This is a genomic window from Bacteroides propionicigenes, from assembly GCF_018390535.1.
GTDB classification, from domain to species: Bacteria; Bacteroidota; Bacteroidia; order Bacteroidales; family Bacteroidaceae; genus Bacteroides; species Bacteroides propionicigenes.
Window position 1 is genome coordinate 172,941 of record NZ_JAHBBW010000003.1, and the last position, 21,917, is coordinate 194,857.

Genomic DNA, 21,917 nt, shown 5'->3' on the forward strand with positions numbered 1-21,917 from the left:
TTAAAACGTTTTAGCTATTTTTGCAGTGGAAATGGATTTTTTGAATATCAGCTGAAAAAAATAATATGTGCTGAAAGTTGCTATAAATATGGCTGTAGAAGCGGGAAACTTATTAGTTAGGGTATGTAGCCTTTATTGCGAATAATAAAATTATTAATGATGAATATAATTGTTATAGGCAAAAGTATTTAGGATGGAAGTTCGTTTTTACGGAATAAAGCTAAAACGTTTTAAAATGAAGTGTAAATCTAAAAAATGAAGTAAGTATCTATATTTTTAAATGGATATTTGTAAAAACACTTGCATTCTGTATATGTAGAGAAATCTGTAAGGTATGAAAAATATAACTGACCTTTTTTGTATTAATTATCAATAAAAACAACACAAATGAACATGATTAAAAGAAATATTCCGGCTCATCCCGTTTAGGAGTAATGGCGAGTTTAATTATATATACGCTGTATAAAAGAATACTAATCTAAAGTAATATATTGTCAACCTATTTAATCTGATATAAAAATGGATATAACTTTACTTGATTACTTCGTCTTCTTTATTTTTGTAGGCGGAGTTGCACTTTTCGGATGCTCGTTTTATTTTCGCAGTTGTAAAGGAGCGGCGGCATTTACCGCTGCAGAGGGAACATTACCTACGTGGATCGTAGGTATGTCAATTTTTGCTACGTTTGTTAGCAGTATCAGTTTTTTGGGATTACCCGGAGATGCTTACAATGGTAATTGGAATCCATTTGTATTTAGCCTTTCGATACCGATTGCTACGTGGCTTGCTGCAAAAGTGTTTATTCCTCTTTATAGAGGGATTAATAGTGTGTCAGCTTACCATTATCTTGAGATGCGTTTCGGGTATTGGGCACGTTGTTATGTGGCTGTTTGTTACCTACTTACACAGCTCGCACGTGTAGGGTCGATATTGTTATTACTGGCTCTGCCGTTGAATACCATGTTTGGGTGGGATATTCAGACTATTATTATTGGTACAGGTGTAGTTACCCTTGTATATACTTTGTTGGGAGGCATTGCTGCTGTAGTTTGGACAGATGCCATACAGGGAATTATACTTATCGTGGGTGCTGTAGTATGCGCACTAATTCTTACTTTTACCATGCCTGAGGGGCCTAATCAGCTCTTTGCGATAGCTTGGGAACACGATAAATTCAGTCTTGGGAGTTTCAGTACGAGTCTAACAGAACCAACGTTTTGGGTTGTTCTGATTTATGGATTATTTGTTAATATGCAGAATTATGGTATAGATCAGAATTATGTTCAACGTTATATGACAACCCGCTCGACCGCTGAAGCTGTGAAGTCTACTCTTTTTGGCGGTTTGCTCTATATTCCCGTATCCCTTATTTTTGTTTACATTGGAACAGCATTATTCTCTTACTACACGGCTCAACCTGAGTTATTACCCGTAGGAACACCATCTGATCAGGTATTTCCTTGGTTCATCGTTCACGGACTTCCTACTGGTCTTACTGGTCTTATTATTGCGTCTTTATTTTCTGCGGGAATGTCTACTATTGCTACGAGTATTAATTCTTCGGCAACGATTGTATTGACAGATTTCGTAAAGCGACTTTCTAAAAAAGAGCTGCCAGAGAAAAAAAGTATGAGGGTTTTATATATTACTTCGTTTGTTGTAGGAGCATTGGGTATTGTTATGGGATTAATGATGATGCATATTGACGGTGTGTTGGATGCTTGGTGGAAATTGGCATCAATCTTCAGTGGTGGAATGCTTGGTCTGTTCTTGTTGGGTGTAGTTTGTCGCAATGTCAAACGCGTGCATGCCATTATCGCTGTAATACTTGGGTTGTTAACCATTGCATGGATGAGTCTCTCTCCTTTAATCAATGAAGGAATGCCGTTTTATTGTTTTCATAGTTCGTTACACACATATCTCACGATCGTTTTTGGGACGACTGTTATATTTCTAACAGGATTCTTACTTACAAAATTTATGAAAAAGACCGACTAATAGAGGAACTATGAAAGTTTATAATATCAAAGATTTATTCTGTTGATGAATAAAACCATAATTAAAAATGGATTTGAGAGGAATAGTTACAGTAATTAATACTCCATTTAGGTATAATGGAGAAATCGATCAAAATGGATTGCGTAAGCATTTGAGATATGCCATTGATTCTGGAGTAAAAGGTTTTTTGATTCCGGCTATGGCAAGTGAAGTGCTAAAATTGTCGGAATCGGAAAAAGAGCTACTTGTTGGTATCGCTCTTGAGGAGGCGGGGACAGAAGTGGCTGTTGTAGCCGGAACATCTGCTTATACGCGCAAAGAAAGATATGAAAATTTTGTCAAGTTTCAGGCAATGGGATGTCGAGCTTTATTGGTGAATATTCCATTGATTTCAGTTGATGACTATTTTGATGAAATAAGTCAATTAGATAAATTGTCTCCTGAAATGATTGTAATTCAGGATTGGGATGCAGGAGGGTATGGATTACCTTTAGATTTTATAGGACATCTTTATCGAGAAATAGAAAGTTTCAAAATGCTGAAGGTTGAGGTTGTGCCCGCAGGGAAGAAGTACACTGATGTGAAGAAGCTTACCAAAGGGAATTTATTGTTGGCTGGTGGCTGGGCAGTTGGACAGATGATAGAAGGATTGGAGCGTGGTGTAGATTGTTTTATGCCAACAGCCATGCATGAAATATATGTAAGGATTTATACCCTATTCCAAGATGGACGTAAAGCGGAGGCGTGTGAGCTTTTTGAGAAAATATTGCCAATATTATCCTATTCAAATCAGCATCTTGATATATCAATCCACTTTTTCAAGGAAATGTTGTATTCATTGGGAATATATGAAACTAATATTGTTAGGGAACCAATCCTTGCAATTGATTTTATAAACCGTGAAATAAGTAATGAATTGATTGAACGTTATAAAACAATCCGCAATAGTTTGTATGATTAAAATGATTTTGTTTATTGGGATAATATAGCTTCAATTTAGTTCCCTTTAAGTAATAATTTGCTTCAATTCCATTATCTAATCATAGTCAATTATAAGAAGAATAGTAAGAGGTAATAAGTATCAGAATAGGAGATAGGTATTATTATGGATATAAAATATAACCCCCTGTAATTTATATAGTTACAGGGGTGTATAGCAATTACTTAAAATTACTTACTCAAAGCCGGCACTGTCCATAATTTTGTGTAAATGTAAACGGAATTCAGTTATAAGTTCTCTTATATCTGAATTCTGTTTTCAAAAATAAGCATAAATTGGTTCATAATCAATCCCCAGTTAGTAATCGGCATCGTCCATTTCTTCTCAATCTCCGTCAGAGAAAGGTATACCATTTTCTTCACAGCATCATCCGAAGGGAATGAAAGCTTTGTTTAGTGTACTTTCTGATTTTTCCATTCAGATTTTTTATGAGGTTTGTGGTGTAGATTATTTTCCTGATTTCCAATGAAAACTGGAAGAAAACAGTCAGGTCATTCCAGTTATTCCTCCATGAGAGGATGGCATAAGGGTACTTCCCTCCTCATTTTTTTCCCAAATTATCCAGTTCCACGGCAGCAGTCTCCTTGTTGGGCGCGTTATAGATGTTCTTCATATCGGCTGTAAACTCTTTCTTGTCCTTGTAAACGACATATTTACAGAAGTTCCTGATCTGATGTACGACACATATTTGCTGGAAGATTGAGGAAATACGGCACGTATGGTGTCGGTAAACCCGTTCAGATTGTCAGTGCAGGTAATCAGTATGTTCTGCACTCCGCGGGCCTTCAAATCTGTCAGGACACCCATCCAGAATGAAGAACTTTCTGATTTTCCCACCCACATGCCAAGGACTTCCTTCAAGCCGTTCTGTTTCAGACCGACACAGAGATAGACAGTCTTGTTGATGATTTTTCCGTTGTCATGAACCTTGAAGACAATACCGTCCATCCAAACGATTAGATAGACAGGATCCAAAGGGCGGTTCTGCCATTCCTGAGCAGCCTGGTTGACTTTGTTCGTGATGATGGAAATGGCTGATGTGGACAGTTCTATTTCATAGATTTCACGCATCTCCTCTTCAATGTCAGAAACGCTCATTCCTTTGGCATATAGGGAGATAACAAGTTTTTCTATGGAAAGCCCACGACTCTCGTGTTTGGGAACAACTATGGGCTCGAATTCACCGTTACGGTCACGGGGAATAGGTATGACCGCTTCACCGTGTTCGGTTTGGATTTTCTTGGGGTAGCTGCCGTTACGGGAATTACCGCTGTTATGACCGGAAACCGAATTCTTCTCATAATCCAGATGCGCATCCATCTCACCTTCAAGTATTTACTCCAATACCTGCGCGTGTAGTTGCTTCAGAAACTTGCTGACATCAGCTTCTGTCTTGAATTGGTTAAGGAACTCCTTACTTAATACCTCATCAGGCACTACATGATTCTTCTCTTTCATAATTTTCTTCATTTTGCAAAGCTATTAAATAAAAAATACGGAACCCATATTGAATCCCGTATTTACATTTACACAAAATATTTTATAGTGCCCAATAAGAGTTGTTTGATTGAATAGTATTGTAAAACGCTGAATTTATGACCGTTGCCAAGTCATTACCCATTCAAACAGAAATATTCTCTAAGTCTCTTATTTAAAGCGTAGTCCAATATCATGGTGTGATTTTATATAAAAAAACAAGAATGTATTGTCGAAGTTTTACCCGGCAATGCATTCTTGTCAATTGTATTGAAAGGCATCAGCTGCATTATCCAAAAATATTTCCCGCTCGGATAAAAAAATGAGACTTTTCAAAGAACTAATTCATATGATTGATGTTAGATAGGAACATACTTGTTTTAATATTTTCTCTAAACCCAATATATTTATGTTTTTCTTAAAATTAATTCATTATGAAAAAGTTGTTTCTTTCTTTCGCAGCTATCAGCTGTATGTTTTTGGCTTCTTGTAATCAGAATGATGAGGTTACAGAACCTGCCGAACCGGGCACACCTGCCTTACTCAAAGTGACCTTTGCATCCGACGTGAACACAAAGGCATCCGGTGCCCCGGTAGCCAATGACGAATCCAAGATAGGACAAGGTATCATCCTCGTGTTTCGTGGCACAAGTCTCAACCCCGTACTTGACGGTAAAACCACCTTCGACTTCTCCACAAGCGGCAATACGGCTGTAAGCGTGAATATTACCGCCGGCGCCAACCGCCACGTCTACGTCATTGCCAACATCAGCAATGCAGCCGACTTTGCCGGGGTGACCCGCATTTCCGACCTCTACAACCTTGCCGCCAAGTACCAATTGACAGCCATGCGCACAGGTACTAACTTGGGGATGAGCGGATTTACCGAAAACATCGACGCATCTGCCGCAACTACCGCTTCGCCTGCCACGGCTACCGTTCAGTTGCACTTCCTCGGCTCACGCATCCACCTTGACTGGGATTTGTTTCAACTGCCCTCCAACATGACGGGTTTCACCATCACAGGCGCTTACCTGCTCAACGTAAAGTCGGCATCAGATTACTTCGCAGCCCCCGGTACTTACCTCACCGCCAACGTGACTTCCTTCTTGTACGGAAAGAGTGACATCACCGGATTTACCGGTAGCTACCTGCCCGTATCACCCGCAACCAATACGTACGATGCCGCACTGAAAATTGCCGACCTTAGTGCCGACAAAGGATTCGCCAAGAATTACTTCTATGCGTTGGAGAACAACAGCCAGTCGCCCACAATCGTAGCCCTCGAAGGCAAATTGGGAGCCGAAACTTACTACTATCCTATCATCATCAATGGCGACCAGAACGGTTCGGGCGCAAACAACGCCACCAATGCAGGCGACAAATCGCTGGTAGTGCAACGTGGCAATATCTATAATGTGAAAGCTATCATTAAAGGTTTCGGCAACAACGACCCCTATGCTCCCCTCAGCAAAGGCGCCATCAACGTAACCATTACGCCTGCCGCATGGAACCCTGTGATTCAGATAGATCAGGAATTCAACTAACATGAAACCTAACCTTATCTACACCGGTTGCTGCCTGCTGATGCTCTGCCTCATGCAGGCAGCCTGTGATGACGATGAGCACGATAACTGCCCTCACCCCAAAAGACAACACGTCCTCACGATTCGCTCGTACGACGGAGTGGGTAACGAAATCATCGGTACAGATGCCGTTTCCGAAGTAATGCTGTATGTATTCGATGCACAGAACCGTTTTCTGAAGAGCATTCCTTGCAAAGAGAACGAGACTGTGGGCATCGACTATCCCGAACAGCAGAGAATCACCATCGCAGGCTGGGGAAACAGCCGAAGCAGTAGCCAAAATATGCCGCAACCCACTGCGGGCGCACTGTTGGGAAATTTGCAAATGACGTTGCTCCATTCTACCGATGGATACCTCCTGTCGCCCGATGACTTATTCTTCGGTTTTGTAAATATTGATTATTCAGCCGCCACGCGCGCCTCGACTATCACCCATTTACTGAAATTACAACGAAGAGTTGCTTCCATGGAGATTCTCGTCAAAGGAATTTCGGGACGCTTTGATACTTCGGATACAGATTTTACCTTACAAGTGAGCGAGACGGCAGAGGGTATCAACTTCCTTGGCGAATTGTCGACAACGCGCAACAAGTACCGGCCCGAATGCCGATTCAATACTTTGCAGGAGCTGGTGGCACCCGTTTTCCGCACGCTCCCCTCAAAGGGCAAGGCTGTGACGGTCACACTCTATAAAGGAGGCACTCCGGTCTACGAAACCTCGGCAGACAATCAAGGAAAGCCGCTCATTCTCGAAACAGGCAAGTTGCTCTCCGTCTTCATCGACTTGGGAGGCAACCCCGAAGTAAACGTCAGTTTCATCATCAACCCGTGGAACGAATCAAACATAAATCAGGAATTTTAAAACCTCTACCACCCTATGAAGCCTACTACTTTTCTTCTTTCAGCCCTTGCCTGCCTGTTCTTCATAGCGTCGTGCGCCCGTGAAGACGATCTCCCCACCAGTCCCGACTTGGAAGAGGGAATGCCTGCCTTGATACATCTGCAGCTGAAAAACCGTGAACTGGAGACACGGAGCACCGGACTGACATCTGCCGAAGAGAAGAAAGTCAGTTCTATCCAAATCCTCATATTCGACCATACAGGAAAGATTGTAACCAACGCATCTTACAGTGATGCCAACGGACTAACGAACATTCAGAACATTTCCACCTTGTCGGGAAGCAATATGAGCATATACGCCATAGCCAATCTGACTGCGGTCAACACCAACTTTACGCAAGCAGTGAACGATATTCACAATCTGACGGACATGAACAACCTCATTGTGTACACCACAGGAGGCGATATGGAGATAAACCGTAAAATGTTGATGTGGGGATATGCTTCCAACGTGGCAATCCCCGTCAATCCGGGCAGTATAACCGTATCCCTGAACCTTAGTTATGTAGTCTCCAAAATACACGTCAACTTGATAAACAATGTGCCTGCCGGCGAACAGGTAACTTGGTCGGACTGGAAGTTGCAGGACTTCCCCCGCCTGTCTTACCTCATACCGCGCAGCAGTGATGCCGTGAACCCAGCGAACGCTTCGGACTACTTGTCGTCCATCGCCACCTTTGCTTGGACCGATACCACATTCACCGTAAACGGGGCGTCCAAACCCGGCAAGGCGACCGTGTTCTACCTCTTTGAAAACCGGCGCGGCGGCCGTACCGGCGGTTCGCCTGCCGACACCAACCCGTATAACAAGAATCTCTATGCCCCTGCACGCGCCACAGCCATCATAGCCAACGGATTCTATCAAAAGTCGGGTGCAAACACCGGCATCAAAGCCACCATCTTTCTGGGAGCAAACAGCTACAATGATTACAACTTGGAACGGAGCAAAGAGTATACCTACCAGATAACCGTCAACGGCATCAATGACATAGAGATCGACTCACGTATCGAGGGAGCGGCTTCGGGCTTTCAGGCATCCGTGCAGAACACCACGCTGGACTGCCATTACGATTGGCGTCCCATCAGGCTCGGTTCGTTTGCCAACACGCTCAGCCTGCAAATACTGGACAACTCGGGACTTCCCGCCACCTCCACCTTCTGGCTGAAAGTCTCTGCGCTCAACATCAATAAGTTTGTACCGGCAGGCACCAGTATGTGGGCACGTCCCACGTACAATCCGTCTACAGACATGAAAACCTCCATCAGCGGCATTGCATTTACGGATGCCACGCAGATGACCTTCCAAACCTATTATCTGTATGCCGACGAATACCTCTCGGAAGGAACAACCCGAAACGCCACCCTGCGCATCACCAATGCACAAGGAGCTTACGTAGACGTACCCATCACCCAGAAAGGCTACCAGACGATGGGTACAGTGGGTATGCGCAAATACAGTCTGCCGGGCGTCCTGCTCCCCACCGGCGACTATAAACTTGCCGTGGAGAATGTGGAGGAAACCGGGCTGATACTGACACCGGGAGCCGATACCGGGCTGGAAAAGACCTACACCATGCAATGGGGATTTCCCTCTACGGATATGCAGGCCGTGTTGCCACAGGTGGTATTCGATTACTACAAGCGCGCCGGGCTGGACAACACCAACAACCTCGTGTATCTGCCCTCGTCCACCATTCTGCACAAGCCCTATCCGCGCACCGGTGAGAATGTGATAGCCGAAAACCTTTACGACCCCATTTTCAACACCTATGCCGCCCGCTATTGCTTCGAGAAGAACCGTGACACCAACGGAGACGGCTCTATACTGGGAGACGAAATAAAATGGTATCTGCCATCGGAAGACGAATTGGCGCTGATTTATGCGGGAGAACCCTCACTAAGTCAGACCTCTGCCGAAAAGATATCTGCCAATCTTTACTATTCGAGTACCGAATCGCAGAGTGGAAAAGACAATGCCATCTACACTCGCTTTGACAACGGGCGAAGCACCACCACCGCCAAAGGCAACACGCTCTACGTACGCTGCGTACGTGCAGTGGCAAGCGGTACCGGCGGACTCACCAGTCCGTATGTAGAAACGCTAAGCGGTATCATCAACAACAACGGCTTCAAAAGTACCTCGCTGAAAAGTAGCGCCGTATCGCATCCCGTACCCGTACATCTATATTCCGATGCCACAAACCGTACGGTATCTCCACGATTCGTCGTAGCCAAAGCAGACATTGTCAATGTGAGTTGGGCAGCAGCCAACGGCTGGACTTCCGCTGCCAACAGTTCATCGGGAACAGGCACTATTGCCTCACCCGCCACCGGATGTCAGGCTTACTCCGAACTCGGTGCACCCGCCGGTAGCTGGCGTGTCCCCACCCAACGGGAGTTGTATCTGATATATACCGTGAGAAAAGAGTTGCTTAGCAGTCTCGCAGGCTTTACAGACTTCCTGATGGACGGAACCCAATACTGGTCGTCCACGACCAACTCCTCATCCGAAGCGTGGACTATGGATTTTGCTTTGGGGGCAATGATGAACCGTAGCAAGACAAGCCAATACCGGGTACGCTGCATCCGCGACCTATAAGAAAAAGTTTTTTTCATCAAAAAACAAAAGGTTTAATGTGTCAATTTAGGAAGAAAGCGAAAGGATACAACTACTTATTATTAACTGCCACCTATTCTTTAAGCTTCAGTAAGAAGTATGATAAGTCAAACACATCATCTATTACGGGTAAACCCATGATGTGTTTGACTTTAATAGATAATGCGTTTGCCCCCTACGCATCATGCAATTTCTCCGATAATAGTATTTGTTGCTTGTTCTTGTCCCAACTACAATCAATTATAAAAAGAATAGCAAGAGGAAATGAGTATTAGATAGGGGATAAGTATTGCACTATAACTAAAATATAAATCCCCATAACCATTACAGTTACAGGGATTTATATATTAGCAATGTATTATATTACTTACTCAAAGCCTGAGCCACGTCAACCGCGCAAGCTACTGTACATCCTACCATCGGGTTGTTACCTATACCGAGGAAGCCCATCATTTCCACGTGAGCGGGAACTGATGAAGAACCAGCGAACTGAGCGTCTGAGTGCATACGGCCCATCGTGTCCGTCATGCCGTAAGAAGCAGGACCGGCAGCCATGTTGTCCGGGTGAAGTGTACGGCCTGTACCGCCACCTGATGCTACTGAAAAGTAAGGTTTACCGGCAAGAACACGTTCTTTCTTGTAAGTACCTGCAACGGGGTGTTGGAAACGAGTCGGGTTAGTAGAGTTGCCTGTGATAGATACATCTACGCCTTCTTTCCACATGATGGCTACACCTTCGCGAACATCGTCAGCGCCATAGCATTTTACTTTGGCACGAGGACCGTCGCTGTATGCGATTTCACGAACTACTTTCAGTTCACCTGTATAGTAGTCAAATTGAGTCTGAACATAAGTAAAGCCGTTGATACGAGAGATGATTTGTGCTGCATCTTTACCCAAACCGTTCAGGATACAACGCAAAGGCTCTTTACGTACTTTGTCAGCTTTGGCGGCAATTTTGATTGCACCTTCTGCAGCTGCGAAAGATTCGTGACCTGCCAAGAAAGCAAAGCACTTAGTCTCTTCGCGAAGCAACATGGCAGCCAGATTACCGTGACCGATACCAACCTTACGGTCGTCGGCTACAGAACCCGGAATACAGAATGCCTGCAATCCGATACCGATAGCTTCAGCAGCATCAGCAGCGTTCTTGCAACCTTTTTTGATAGCGATGGCGCAACCTACCACATAAGCCCATTTTGCATTTTCGAAACAGATGGGCTGAGTTTCTTCACACGTCTTATAAGGATCGAGTCCGGCAGCTTCGCAGATAGCGTTAGCTTCCTCGATGTCTTTGATGCCGTTAGCGTTCAAGGCTTCGATGATACCTTTGATACGACGGTCTTGACTTTCAAATTTTACTTCTCTAATCATAGTTTCTTTCCTCCTTATATTATTCGTGACGTGGATCAATGTGTTTAACAGCTCCCTGTTCTGCAGTGAAGCGTCCGTAAGTACCGGTTACTTTCTTCAATGCTTCGTTGGCATCAGTACCTTTCTTGATTTCATCCATGAATTTACCCATGTGAACGAATTCGTATCCGCAGATTTCATCGTTCTTATCAAGAGCGATAGTCTTGATATAACCTTCTGCCATTTCCAGGTAACGAGGACCCTTTGCCAAAGTACCGTACAGAGTACCTACCTGGCTGCGCAGACCCTTGCCCAAGTCTTCCAAACCGGCACCGATAATCAAACCGCCTTCTGAGAAAGCCGACTGAGTGCGTCCGTAAACGATTTGCAGGAAGAGTTCGCGCATTGCTGTATTGATAGCGTCGCAAACGAGGTCGGTATTCAATGCTTCGAGTACTGTCTTGCCCGGAAGGATTTCAGCTGCCATAGCGGCTGAGTGAGTCATACCGGAGCAGCCGATTGTTTCGACCAATGCTTCCTGAATGATACCTTCTTTTACGTTCAAAGTCAGTTTACAAGCACCTTGCTGAGGAGCACACCAACCTACACCATGTGTCAAACCTGAAATATCAACGATTTCTTTTGATTTTACCCATTTGCCTTCTTCGGGTATGGGAGCCGGTCCGTGGTTAGGACCTTTCTTTACAACACACATGTGTTCCACTTCGTGTGAATAAGTCATAATTAGCTCTTTTTTAAGTTATAATTAAAAAAAACGTAGTTCTATGTTTTATTAAACGGTCACAAAGGTAGTCGTTTTCTTGCTTTCTGCCAACCGTTCAATTTGACTTTTTTTCTAAAAATAGGTAATAACGGATAGAGACTTAGCGTATTGCAATGTAGAGATTGCAATACGATTGGCAGCTTGACACCCTGTCACCATACTTGCATAACTTTTTCCTCATACGCGCGTGCAGGAAATGCACGTTTCATACATTCTAAAAAAAATCTCCTGCGCGCGCGAGGGAAAGTTATGTAAGTATGGTGACAGGGTGTCACAATGCTTTGTTTGCAGAGTAGAGGTTTAGCGTTGCAGAGTTGACCTTTGGCAACGTAAAGCTGACCTTTGACAGCTTAAAGGTGTACTATTGCATTTCCTTGAATAATTTTGGTATCTTTGCCGCTATATACTTAAAAACAGAAAATTAAGATTATGGTAGAAATAGCGGATAAAGTTCTGCAACAAGCTGCAGGTGAAGGAATGGATGCTTTCATTCAAGTATTTACAGATACGTACAAGGAAAAAACAGGTGGCGAGCTGACTGCTGAAACGATGCCTTTGCTCACCGGCGAACAACATTCGTTACTGGCATATCAGATATTCCGCGACGAACTGATGGAGGGTGGATTTTGCCAATTGATACAGAACGGGTATGGGGGCTATATCTTTGCTAACCCGTTTGCCAAGGTTATGCGCTTGTGGGGAGTGGGCGATTTAAGCAAGCTGGTGTATGCTGCCAAGAAGATATATGATGCTCACCGTGAAGACTTGGAACGTGAGCGTACGGATGATGAGTTTATGGCTATGTACGAGCAATATGAAGCTTTTGATGCGTTGGAAGATGAATTTTTGGAAAAAGAGGAAGAATATACAGCGTTGGTTGCCAGCTATGTAGACGAACATCTGGATTTATTTGCAAAAATAATAAAGTAGTGTTTGCAGTATTTTTTAAGTTTCTGCATTTACATTATGTGAATTGAAATTTATATCTTTGCAAACTCTAAAAAAATATGTTTATGAAACAATTAAAATTCTTGATGGTTGCTTTTACCCTGATGATGGGTGTTTCTTTAACTTCATGTATGGGAGATAGTGATCCTACTGTGGGCGGTACTTTTGTAATGGAAGTGGTAGACCCTATTTATTGCTCATTCAAATTTGCGGATAGTGATATTAAATACACTGCTGTGAATGCCAGCAAGTTGATTACAGATACTGATTTAAAATTAAATTCAGGTGATATTGTACAGATTGCATGGAGTTATAATTCAGAAGAACAACCTGTGACAGAACAGACTAAAGAAATAAAAGTAACTGTTGCAGGCATTCAAAATCTGAGTACAGCTACCGCAAGTTATGTGCTTAATAGTACAGGGGCTGATGACTTTGAAAATGCGACAATTAAAAAAATCGGCTTCGCCAGCGATTATTCAAATTCTAATAATGGTATCAGCTACTATGATAAGGAGACTATCCTGATACCGGTTGTTTTCTTATATAATTCAGCGGATTTAACCAAGCATCACTTTACTTTGGTTTATGACGAATCACAGGAGCCGGCTGATGATACGACTTTAGAACTGTATTTGCGTTATGAGACAACTGACACTGAAGTAAAAGCTGATGGTAATATTTATAAAGCATTTGGCATAGAGGAGGCTCTTTCTGTATTTAAGGCAAAAACAGGCAAAAGCGCTCCTACGAAAATAAAGATTTGGGCAAATGAAGGTCAGAAAGCTGATTCAAATAGTTTGGAGAACGCTAAAGACGAGCTTCAGTCCTATGAGGTAAGCTACTCATTTAAAACAGATGATAAATAATTGAATTACAAGGAATTATTTCATATAGCAATGCAACTGATTTCCTCTCCGGCACGTGCCTGGGAGGAAATTCGTTTGGAAGAGGATAGGCGAAAGGTGTTTACAGCTTTTGTCTATCCTATGATTGGTTTATGCGGATTGTCAGTCTTTATCGGTTCTTTGATGGCGAAAGGCTGGGGCGGTCCGCAAAGTTTTCAGTATGCCATGACACAATGCTGTGCGGTGGCGGTATCCCTGTTCGGGGGATATTTTTTGGCAGCCTATCTCATCAATGGGTTGCGTGTCCGTATGTTTTTTATGGACAATGATATTCCTTTGACGCAACAGTTTGCAGGTTATGCGTTGGTAGTCCCTTTCTTGTTGAAAATCATTATAGGCATATTGCCCGATTTCAGCATAATAGCCTTGTTGCTTCAATTTTATATTGTGTATGTAGTGTGGGAAGGAAGCGCTATTGTGATGAAAGTAGCGGAAAAAGACCGTTTGAGGTTCACCATTCTTTCTTCTATTTTGTTAATAGCTTGTCCGGCAGTGATAGAATTCATATTCAATAAGCTGACGGTAGTGCTGAACTGATTGATTTTATGAAACAAGCTCCTGTAAATATTAAGAATAAGCGTGCTACATTCGATTACGAATTGGTAGATACCTATACTGCGGGCATTGTGCTCACCGGTACGGAGATTAAGTCTATCCGTTTGGGAAAAGCCAGTCTGGTAGATACATTCTGTTACTTTGCCAACGGCGAACTGTGGGTAAAGAATATGCATATCGCCGAATATTTTTATGGTTCGTACAATAACCATAACGCACGCAGGGAGCGTAAACTTCTGTTGACAAAAAAAGAGCTGGATAAACTGCAGCGAGGCTCGAAAGATCCCGGTTTTACCATGATACCCGTCCGTTTGTTTATCAATGAAAAAGGACTGGCAAAGGTTGTTGTTGCTCTTGCAAAGGGTAAGAAGCAATATGACAAACGTGAGGCTTTGAAAGAAAAAGATGATAAGCGCGATATGGCGCGTATGTTCAAAAGATAATTATGGTTTCTATTGAAAATCAGGTGCGTGAGCGCATCCTTATTCTGGACGGTGCTATGGGCACCATGATACAACAATACAACTTAACGGAGGAAGATTTCCGCGGAGAACGTTTTGCGCAGATTCCCGGACAGCTGAAAGGCAATAATGACATACTTTGTTTGACACGTCCGGATGTAATACAAGACATTCACCGCAAATATCTTGCGGCAGGTGCAGACATTATCGAAACCAATACCTTTAGTTCTACAAGCGTCAGTATGGCAGACTATCACGTGCAGGAATATGTGCGTGAGATAAATCTTGCGGCTGTGAGGCTGGCACGTGAAGTTGCCGATGAATTTACGGCTTTAACTCCTGATAAGCCACGATTCGTGGCAGGTTCCGTAGGGCCTACCAATAAGACTTGTTCCATGAGTCCGGATGTGAATAATCCGGCTTTTCGCGCATTGACTTACGACGGACTGGCCGCTTCTTATCGCGAACAGATGGAAGCGATGCTCGAAGCAGGAGTCGATGCGTTGTTGATTGAGACTATATTTGATACATTGAATGCGAAAGCGGCTATATACGCTGCCGAGCAGGCAATGAAGGCTACCGGTGTTCGCGTACCGTTGATGCTTTCCGTAACGGTTTCCGATGTAGGCGGGCGCACTTTGTCCGGACAAACGTTGGACGCATTTCTGGCTTCTGTGCAGCATGCCGATATTTTCTCCGTCGGGCTCAACTGTTCTTTCGGAGCCCGACAGCTGAAACCTTTTCTCGAACAATTGTCCGCTCGTGCCCCCTATTACATAAGCGCATATCCCAATGCAGGCTTGCCCAACAGTCTTGGCTCATACGACCAAACACCGGCTGAGATGGCTGTTGAGATGCAAGAGTACATTCGTGGAGGGCTGGTAAATATAATCGGCGGGTGTTGCGGTACGACGGACGAGTATATCGCTGCATATTCATCATTGATAACCGATGCTGTGCCGCGTATTCCGGTTCCTGCACCCGCTAACCTTTGGCTTTCCGGTCTGGAACTGTTGGAAGTAAAGCCGGAAAATAACTTCGTCAATGTAGGCGAGCGTTGCAATGTTGCCGGTTCGCGCAAGTTTCTGCGTCTAATCAACGAGAAGAAATATGATGAAGCGCTGAGTATCGCTCGTCAACAGGTAGAAGACGGAGCGCAGATTATCGATATAAATATGGACGACGGATTACTGGATGCGGAAAGGGAAATGACGACTTTCCTCAATCTGATAGCTTCCGAGCCGGAAATAGCACGTGTTCCCGTAATGATAGACTCCTCCAAATGGGACGTGATAGTTGCGGGATTAAAATGCGTGCAAGGTAAGTCTGTCGTCAACTCCATATCTTTGAAAGAAGGTGAAGAGATATTTCTTGAGCACGCCCGTATTGTAAAGCAATATGGTGCAGCTACGGTAGTAATGGCTTTTGATGAACGGGGACAAGCTGATACATACGAGCGCAGAATCGAAGTATGCGAACGTGCTTACCGTCTGTTGGTAGATAAAGCCGGCTTCAATCCGCACGATATTATTTTCGACCCGAATGTGCTTGCAGTAGCTACGGGGATGGACGAGCATAATAATTATGCTGTCGATTTTATTCGTGCTGCCGCTTGGATACGGAAGAACCTGCCCGGCGCTCATGTCAGCGGCGGGGTTAGTAATCTTTCTTTCTCGTTTCGCGGCAACAATTATATCCGTGAAGCAATGCATGCGGTGTTCCTTTATCATGCCATTCGTGAAGGGATGGACATGGGCATTGTGAATCCTGCCACTTCCGTGCTCTATACCGATATACCCGCTGATGTACTGGAGCGTATCGAGGATGTTGTCCTCAATCGCCGCGCAGATGCTGCCGAGCGTTTGATTGAGACTGCCGAACGCCTGAAAGCCGAGGCGGAAGCTGCCAAGAGTTCTTCTCCAAACGGTACTTCACGGCTTTCAGCTCCCAACTCTCAACTTTTCTGGCGTGAGAGTACCGTAGAGGAGCGTTTAAAGTATGCTTTGACAAAGGGCGTCGGAGATTATCTGGAAGAAGACCTTGCAGAAGCCCTGAAGAACTATCCGAAGGCCGTAGATATAATTGAGGGTCCTCTGATGGCAGGGATGAATTATGTGGGCGATTTGTTCGGTGCAGGTAAAATGTTCCTTCCGCAAGTTGTCAAGACGGCGCGTACCATGAAGAAAGCGGTAGCTATCCTTCAGCCGGTTATCGAATCGGAGAAGCAGGAAGGTGCAACCTCTGCCGGCAAGGTATTACTTGCCACGGTGAAAGGCGACGTACACGATATTGGCAAAAATATAGTTTCCGTCGTAATGGCTTGCAACGGATATGAGATAATTGATTTGGGAGTGATGGTTCCCGCTGAAACGATTGTACAGCGTGCCATAGAAGAAGAGGTGAATATGATTGGGCTGAGCGGCCTCATTACCCCTTCGTTGGACGAAATGGTGCACGTTGCCATTGAATTGGAAAAAGCGGGAGTGGATATACCGTTGTTGATTGGCGGCGCTACTACTTCTCCTTTGCATACGGCGTTGAAGATAGCTCCGGTTTACCATGCCCCGGTTATTCACTTAAAAGACGCTTCGCAGAACGCAACGATAGCAGCCCGCTTGATGAATCCCAATCAAAAAGCCGAGTTGATGGAAAGCCTCTCCGCCGAGTATCAACAATTGCGCGAGAAGAATCAGGAGAAACAGATTAAGACAGTTTCCCTAGAAGAGGCAAAGGCAAACCGGTTGAAATTGTTTTGAGAAAAGCCCTGAGGTGTATCAGCTTTTAATCTTCTTCTTGTACTGTTCGAATCGTGCGGTGATGTCCCTTACGAAGTTATAAGTTTCTATTCCGCGGAAGTAACCGTACTTGCAAACCGGGTCGGTGAAGTATTCTTCATTGCTTTTCAAGAGGATGAAATTCTCCACATTGTCCCGCCATATGTATTTGTCCTTTCCGTATTTCTCGGCTAAAGCCATGGCATCGAGCACATGTCCGATACCGGAATTGTAGGATGCCAATACAAAATTAATCCGTTCCTCTTGAGGAATGGCCGAGAAACTTTTGGCGGTAGCGGCAATATACTTTGTGGCGGCTTTTATACTTTCTTCCGGGTTGTGCTCTTTGCCCGGAGGCATTCCCATGGCACGTGCCGTGGCGGGCATCAGTTGCATCAATCCCCTTGCACCTGCCCAAGAAACAGCGGTAGTGTCGAAGTTGGATTCCGTATAGGCCAAGGATGCCAATAAACGCCAATCCCAATTAATGTCCGGTGCATACTTCTTGAAAAGAGGGTCGAAATGCGATATTTTTCCTTCCCGCAGAGACAGGATAGGAGAGTGGGGAATGGCTTTGCTGATTTCAAAATATCGTTTCATACTGGCTGTATACGCCGGAGAGGTCATATTCTCTTCATGCCATTTGTTGGCGGCTTCCGCCAGTTGCGGACAATCCTTGCGTACAGCCCACGAGGCCCGTTGGTCAAAGCTGATGGAAAGCCCGATGTTCAGGTTGGGATAATAGGTAGTGTTGAGCCGGGCTACATCATTGTCCGCCACGGTGTAAGGTATCTTACCCTGCGATACTTGCATAATCAGGTCTTCTATCGTGATGCTGTCATTGCTTACTTTGTGGATATGGATGCCGCCACCCAATTCCTTGTCCAGATTGACAAGACGCTCATAGTATTTTCCGGGTTTCACATACACATCTTTTCCGATGAGTTCCGTTACGTCCTTCAGCGGTTTTGTACGTCCGCCTGCGCGTTGCACTATGACCTGATGTGTAATCACTTCTTCTCCGCAATATATCAGGCTGTCTTTCCATTCCTTGGTTATGGGCAGGTTGTAGGCTATGAGGTCGCCCTCGCCCGCAAGGAGTTTTTCAATCAGGTCGTGTACGCTTCCGGCAACTTTAATCTTCAGCTTCACGCCGAGGCTCTTGGCAAACTGTTCACTCAGTTCATACTGAAAACCCATGTCTTGTCCGCGATAGATGAAGTAGGACGTAGAACTGTATAAGGTCAGCACTACCAGTTCTCCGCTATCCTTTATCTGTTGCAAATCACCGGTTTCTTCCTTTTCGCTTGCCGCACTATGATTGCCGCGGCATCCCATGACGCTGCAAAGCAACACGATTGCTATCAGCAATTGACAGTGGAAAACTGACAATTTGCGTTTGGCAAGGGGAGCACTCTCGGCCATATATGCAGAATTAAGTTGGTTACAAGTGTTTTTTGATATACATCGTGAGGATATCAATCGCTACCTGATTGCTTCCGCCTTCCGGTATGATAAGGTCGGCATATCGCTTGCAGGGTTCTATAAACTGCAGATGCATCGGTTTCAGGATACGGGTATAACGTTCCATTACTGCTTCGGCAGTACGTCCTCGCTCTATGACATCACGCTGGATTACGCGGATGAGACGTTCGTCAGGATCTGCATCGACAAAGATTTTGAGATCCATCATGCTGCGCAGCTTTTTGTCACATAAGGCAAGTATACCTTCGATGATGATGACTCCCCGCGGTTCGATGTGAATGGTTTCGGGCTGGCGGGTACAGGTCAGATAGGAATATGTGGGCTGCTCGATGCTTTTGCCTTCACGAAGCATGGATACGTGTTTGGACAAAAGTCCCCAGTCGAAAGCATCCGGGTGGTCGAAATTAATATTCTGCCGTTCTTCTACGGGGACGTGACTGCTGTCTTTGTAGTAAGAGTCTTGGGGTAACAATACCACTTCACCTGCCGACAGGCTTTCGACTATTTTACGTACTACGGTGGTCTTTCCCGACCCGGTTCCGCCTGCAATTCCTATTATTAACATCCGTTTAAGTATATATTTGAAACAAAACGAGTATTTTTGCGGTTTTAAAAGCAACCGTTTCGGTTGACAAATATAGGTATAAATCATTTAAATAACAAAGTTATGGTAAAGCATATTGTATTATTTAAGCTGAAAGACGAAGCTCCCGCTGACGAAAAGTTAGCTGCAATGAATAATTTTAAGAAGGCTATTGAAGCGCTTCCCGCTAAGATATCCGTTATCCGTAAGATTGAAGTCGGATTGAACATCAATCCTGCCGAGACTTGGAGCATTGCTCTTTACAGCGAATTCGATACGTTGGACGATGTGAAGTTCTACGCTACGCATCCCGACCATGTAGCTGCCGGCAAGCTCATTGCAGAGGTTAAAGAAAGCCGTGCCTGCGTGGATTATGAAGTATAAATTAAAAAAAACGAAAGAATAAAATGAAGAAAAGCATATTCTCCATTCTTCTGTTGCTTTTCGCCGTGGTGGTGCAGGCGCAGATACAGGAACCTGTCAAGTTTAAGTCGGAGTTAAAGACTTTGCAGGCAGGTGAGGCAGAGGTCGTATTTACAGGAACTATTGATAAGGGCTGGCATGTGTACTCAACCGATTTGGGTGACGGCGGTCCTATTTCGGCAACATTTAATGTCGAAGAAATCTCAGGTGCGGAACTTATCGGGAAACTCAAGCCGATAGGAAAAGAAATTGCCGCATTCGACAAGCTATTCGAGATGAAGGTGCGCTATTTTGCAAATTCCGTTCAGTTTGTACAGAAGCTGAAGCTGACCGGTGGTGCATATAAGGTGGAAGGCTATTTGGAATATGGCGCATGTAATGACGAAAACTGTTTGCCGCCTACACAAGTGCCGTTCAAGTTTTCGGGCAATGCGGAAGGCGTGGTTCCTAAAGAACCGGCGGCCGATGCCCAACCGGTGAAACCGGAAGTTTCTTCCGAAACGGCCGAAACCGGAGAGGCGACTATTATAGGTGGGGCGGAAGGAACTACCGGAATCAAAGTTGCCGATAACGGAACTATCGACCTTTGGAAACCGGTTATCAATGAATTGCAAGCATTGGGCGAAACCACCTCGCAGGAAGATATGTCTTGGATTTACATCTTTATCACCGGATTTGTCGGCGGGTTGCTGGCATTGTTTACACCTTGCGTGTGGCCTATTATTCCAATGACTGTCAGCTTCTTCCTGAAACGTAGCAAAGACAAGAAGAAAGGTATTCGTGACGCTTGGACGTACGGTGCATCTATCGTAGTGATATATGTTGGTTTGGGGCTGCTGGTAACAGGGCTTTTCGGTGCTAATGCCTTGAATTCGTTGTCAACGAATGCTGTTTTCAACATCTTCTTCTTCTTGATGCTGATAGTTTTTGCGGCGTCTTTTTTCGGAGCTTTTGAAATTACGCTTCCTTCCAAGTGGAGCAATGCGGTAGACTCTAAAGCGGAAAAGACAGGCGGCTTGCTCAGTATATTCTTGATGGCGTTTACGCTGTCGTTGGTGTCATTTTCGTGTACTGGCCCTATTATCGGTTTCTTGCTGGTACAGGTTTCCACTACCGGCAACATGATAGCTCCGGCTATCGGGATGCTGGGTTTTGCTATTGCTTTGGCATTGCCGTTCACTCTGTTTGCACTGTTCCCGTCTTGGCTGAAGTCAATGCCCAAATCAGGCGGCTGGATGAATGTAATCAAGGTGACACTCGGGTTTCTTGAATTAGCGTTTGCGCTGAAATTCCTTTCCGTGGCCGATTTGGCTTACGGTTGGCGCATACTCGACCGTGAAACTTTCCTTGCATTGTGGATTGTACTGTTTGCCCTGCTTGGTTTCTATCTGTTGGGCAAAATCAAGTTCCCGCACGATGATGACGATGTAAAAGTCAGTGTGCCTCGTTTCTTTATGGCACTGGCTTCGCTGGCGTTTGCCGTATATATGCTTCCCGGGTTATGGGGGGCTCCGTTGAAGGCTGTCAGCGCTTTTGCACCGCCTATGCAGACGCAAGACTTCAATCTTTATAATAATGAGGTGCATGCCAAGTTCGATGATTACGACCTCGGTATGGAGTATGCCCGCCAACAGGGCAAGCCTGTGATGTTGGACTTTACCGGCTATGGTTGTGTGAATTGCCGTAAGATGGAACTTGCCGTATGGACAGACCCGAAAGTAAGCGATATTATCAATAACGACTATGTGCTCATTACGCTCTATGTAGACAATAAGACTCCGCTTCCCTCACCGGTGAAGATTGTGGAGAACGGAACGGAACGTACCTTGCGTACGGTGGGCGATAAGTGGAGCTACTTGCAGCGGGTGAAGTTCGGCGCCAATGCCCAGCCTTTCTATGTGTTGATAAACAATGAAGGTGAGCCGCTGAACAAGTCATATTCTTATGATGAAAGTATTCCAAAGTACATCGAGTTCCTGCAGACAGGATTGGAAAATTATAAAAAAGAAAAATAATAACTGAATAGAAGAAAGGATGCTGTATAAGTATCCTTTTTTCGTAATCCA

16 protein-coding genes and 1 pseudogene are annotated in these 21,917 nt (G+C 44.6%); 12 read left to right on the forward strand and 5 right to left on the reverse strand.

The features are described 5' to 3' along the window. The first annotated feature begins 519 nt into the window (after positions 1 to 519). Together KG118_RS06030 and KG118_RS06035 are read left to right on the forward strand one after the other, a co-directional pair. Positions 520 to 1,998, forward strand: coding sequence for a sodium:solute symporter (locus KG118_RS06030; protein ID WP_117711359.1), 1,479 nt, complete (start codon positions 520 to 522; stop codon positions 1,996 to 1,998). A 67-nt stretch (positions 1,999 to 2,065) separates the two neighbouring features. Continuing rightward, positions 2,066 to 2,959: a dihydrodipicolinate synthase family protein gene (locus tag KG118_RS06035; protein ID WP_117711360.1), complete on the forward strand. Its 894-nt coding sequence runs from the start codon at positions 2,066 to 2,068 to the stop codon at positions 2,957 to 2,959. Between the two features lie 278 nt (positions 2,960 to 3,237). Here KG118_RS06035 and KG118_RS06040 read toward each other — a convergent pair. Beyond that, positions 3,238 to 4,456, reverse strand: a pseudogene (locus KG118_RS06040) (IS256 family transposase). Between the two features lie 452 nt (positions 4,457 to 4,908). Here KG118_RS06040 and KG118_RS06045 point away from each other — a divergent pair. Genes KG118_RS06045 through KG118_RS06055 form a run of 3 tightly spaced genes read left to right on the forward strand, consistent with a single transcriptional unit; the run spans position 4,909 to position 9,559 of the window. Next, entirely contained in the window at positions 4,909 to 6,021 is a 1,113-nt protein-coding gene (locus tag KG118_RS06045) for a fimbrial protein (RefSeq protein ID WP_117711361.1), read from the forward strand. Position 6,022: 1 nt separating this feature from the next. Then, complete coding sequence (locus KG118_RS06050; RefSeq protein WP_117711362.1) at positions 6,023 to 6,922, forward strand: FimB/Mfa2 family fimbrial subunit; 900 nt, start codon at positions 6,023 to 6,025, stop codon at positions 6,920 to 6,922. A gap of 15 nt (positions 6,923 to 6,937) precedes the next feature. Then, the gene (locus tag KG118_RS06055; protein WP_117711363.1) at positions 6,938 to 9,559 is read left to right on the forward strand and encodes an Lcl domain-containing protein; all 2,622 of its coding nucleotides are present in this window, start codon (positions 6,938 to 6,940) and stop codon (positions 9,557 to 9,559) included. 381 nt (positions 9,560 to 9,940) lie between these two features. Here KG118_RS06055 and KG118_RS06060 read toward each other — a convergent pair whose 3' ends face one another. Next, on the reverse strand, positions 9,941 to 10,951 hold the full coding sequence (locus tag KG118_RS06060; protein ID WP_004290316.1) for a GGGtGRT protein: 1,011 nt from the start codon (positions 10,949 to 10,951) through the stop codon (positions 9,941 to 9,943). 19 nt (positions 10,952 to 10,970) lie between these two features. Next, positions 10,971 to 11,672 (reverse strand): iron-sulfur cluster assembly scaffold protein, encoded by a 702-nt coding sequence (locus tag KG118_RS06065; protein WP_004290317.1) that lies wholly within the window; start codon positions 11,670 to 11,672, stop codon positions 10,971 to 10,973. Positions 11,673 to 12,143: 471 nt separating this feature from the next. Between KG118_RS06065 and KG118_RS06070 the strand changes: the two genes are divergently transcribed. The 5 genes from KG118_RS06070 to metH all read left to right on the forward strand — a co-directional run bounded on the left by KG118_RS06070 (position 12,144) and on the right by metH (position 17,342). Beyond that, entirely contained in the window at positions 12,144 to 12,644 is a 501-nt protein-coding gene (locus KG118_RS06070) for a DMP19 family protein (protein WP_117711377.1), read from the forward strand. Between the two features lie 83 nt (positions 12,645 to 12,727). Beyond that, the gene (locus KG118_RS06075) at positions 12,728 to 13,531 is read left to right on the forward strand and encodes a hypothetical protein (RefSeq protein WP_147331367.1); all 804 of its coding nucleotides are present in this window, start codon (positions 12,728 to 12,730) and stop codon (positions 13,529 to 13,531) included. A gap of 30 nt (positions 13,532 to 13,561) precedes the next feature. Continuing rightward, positions 13,562 to 14,107 (forward strand): Yip1 family protein, encoded by a 546-nt coding sequence (locus tag KG118_RS06080; RefSeq protein ID WP_187120017.1) that lies wholly within the window; start codon positions 13,562 to 13,564, stop codon positions 14,105 to 14,107. An 8-nt stretch (positions 14,108 to 14,115) separates the two neighbouring features. Further along, complete coding sequence (gene smpB / locus KG118_RS06085) at positions 14,116 to 14,568, forward strand: SsrA-binding protein (protein ID WP_004290321.1); 453 nt, start codon at positions 14,116 to 14,118, stop codon at positions 14,566 to 14,568. Between the two features lie 2 nt (positions 14,569 to 14,570). After that, positions 14,571 to 17,342 (forward strand): methionine synthase, encoded by a 2,772-nt coding sequence (metH, locus tag KG118_RS06090; protein ID WP_117711380.1) that lies wholly within the window; start codon positions 14,571 to 14,573, stop codon positions 17,340 to 17,342. A gap of 18 nt (positions 17,343 to 17,360) precedes the next feature. On the opposite strand, the gene KG118_RS06095 is transcribed toward metH, so the two are convergent. Next, on the reverse strand, positions 17,361 to 18,698 hold the full coding sequence (locus KG118_RS06095; protein ID WP_117711472.1) for an MltF family protein: 1,338 nt from the start codon (positions 18,696 to 18,698) through the stop codon (positions 17,361 to 17,363). 106 nt (positions 18,699 to 18,804) lie between these two features. After that, positions 18,805 to 19,410: a uridine kinase gene (gene udk, locus KG118_RS06100; protein WP_117711473.1), complete on the reverse strand. Its 606-nt coding sequence runs from the start codon at positions 19,408 to 19,410 to the stop codon at positions 18,805 to 18,807. Between the two features lie 102 nt (positions 19,411 to 19,512). Here udk and KG118_RS06105 point away from each other — a divergent pair, with 102 nt between their 5' ends. Together KG118_RS06105 and KG118_RS06110 are read left to right on the forward strand one after the other, a co-directional pair. Next, the gene (locus tag KG118_RS06105) at positions 19,513 to 19,812 is read left to right on the forward strand and encodes a Dabb family protein (protein ID WP_117711474.1); all 300 of its coding nucleotides are present in this window, start codon (positions 19,513 to 19,515) and stop codon (positions 19,810 to 19,812) included. Positions 19,813 to 19,835: 23 nt separating this feature from the next. After that, entirely contained in the window at positions 19,836 to 21,866 is a 2,031-nt protein-coding gene (locus KG118_RS06110; protein WP_117711381.1) for a protein-disulfide reductase DsbD family protein, read from the forward strand. Positions 21,867 to 21,917: the final 51 nt, after the last annotated feature.

Coding starts and splice junctions, on each gene's coding strand:
- KG118_RS06030 (WP_117711359.1), top strand. CDS start 520: ATGGATATAACTTTACTTGATTACTTCGTCTTCTTTATTTTTGTAGGC.
- KG118_RS06035 (WP_117711360.1), top strand. CDS start 2,066: ATGGATTTGAGAGGAATAGTTACAGTAATTAATACTCCATTTAGGTAT.
- KG118_RS06045 (WP_117711361.1), top strand. CDS start 4,909: ATGAAAAAGTTGTTTCTTTCTTTCGCAGCTATCAGCTGTATGTTTTTG.
- KG118_RS06050 (WP_117711362.1), top strand. CDS start 6,023: ATGAAACCTAACCTTATCTACACCGGTTGCTGCCTGCTGATGCTCTGC.
- KG118_RS06055 (WP_117711363.1), top strand. CDS start 6,938: ATGAAGCCTACTACTTTTCTTCTTTCAGCCCTTGCCTGCCTGTTCTTC.
- KG118_RS06060 (WP_004290316.1), bottom strand. CDS start 10,951: ATGATTAGAGAAGTAAAATTTGAAAGTCAAGACCGTCGTATCAAAGGT.
- KG118_RS06065 (WP_004290317.1), bottom strand. CDS start 11,672: ATGACTTATTCACACGAAGTGGAACACATGTGTGTTGTAAAGAAAGGT.
- KG118_RS06070 (WP_117711377.1), top strand. CDS start 12,144: ATGGTAGAAATAGCGGATAAAGTTCTGCAACAAGCTGCAGGTGAAGGA.
- KG118_RS06075 (WP_147331367.1), top strand. CDS start 12,728: ATGAAACAATTAAAATTCTTGATGGTTGCTTTTACCCTGATGATGGGT.
- KG118_RS06080 (WP_187120017.1), top strand. CDS start 13,562: ATGCAACTGATTTCCTCTCCGGCACGTGCCTGGGAGGAAATTCGTTTG.
- smpB (WP_004290321.1), top strand. CDS start 14,116: ATGAAACAAGCTCCTGTAAATATTAAGAATAAGCGTGCTACATTCGAT.
- metH (WP_117711380.1), top strand. CDS start 14,571: ATGGTTTCTATTGAAAATCAGGTGCGTGAGCGCATCCTTATTCTGGAC.
- KG118_RS06095 (WP_117711472.1), bottom strand. CDS start 18,698: ATGGGATGCCGCGGCAATCATAGTGCGGCAAGCGAAAAGGAAGAAACC.
- udk (WP_117711473.1), bottom strand. CDS start 19,410: ATGTTAATAATAGGAATTGCAGGCGGAACCGGGTCGGGAAAGACCACC.
- KG118_RS06105 (WP_117711474.1), top strand. CDS start 19,513: ATGGTAAAGCATATTGTATTATTTAAGCTGAAAGACGAAGCTCCCGCT.
- KG118_RS06110 (WP_117711381.1), top strand. CDS start 19,836: ATGAAGAAAAGCATATTCTCCATTCTTCTGTTGCTTTTCGCCGTGGTG.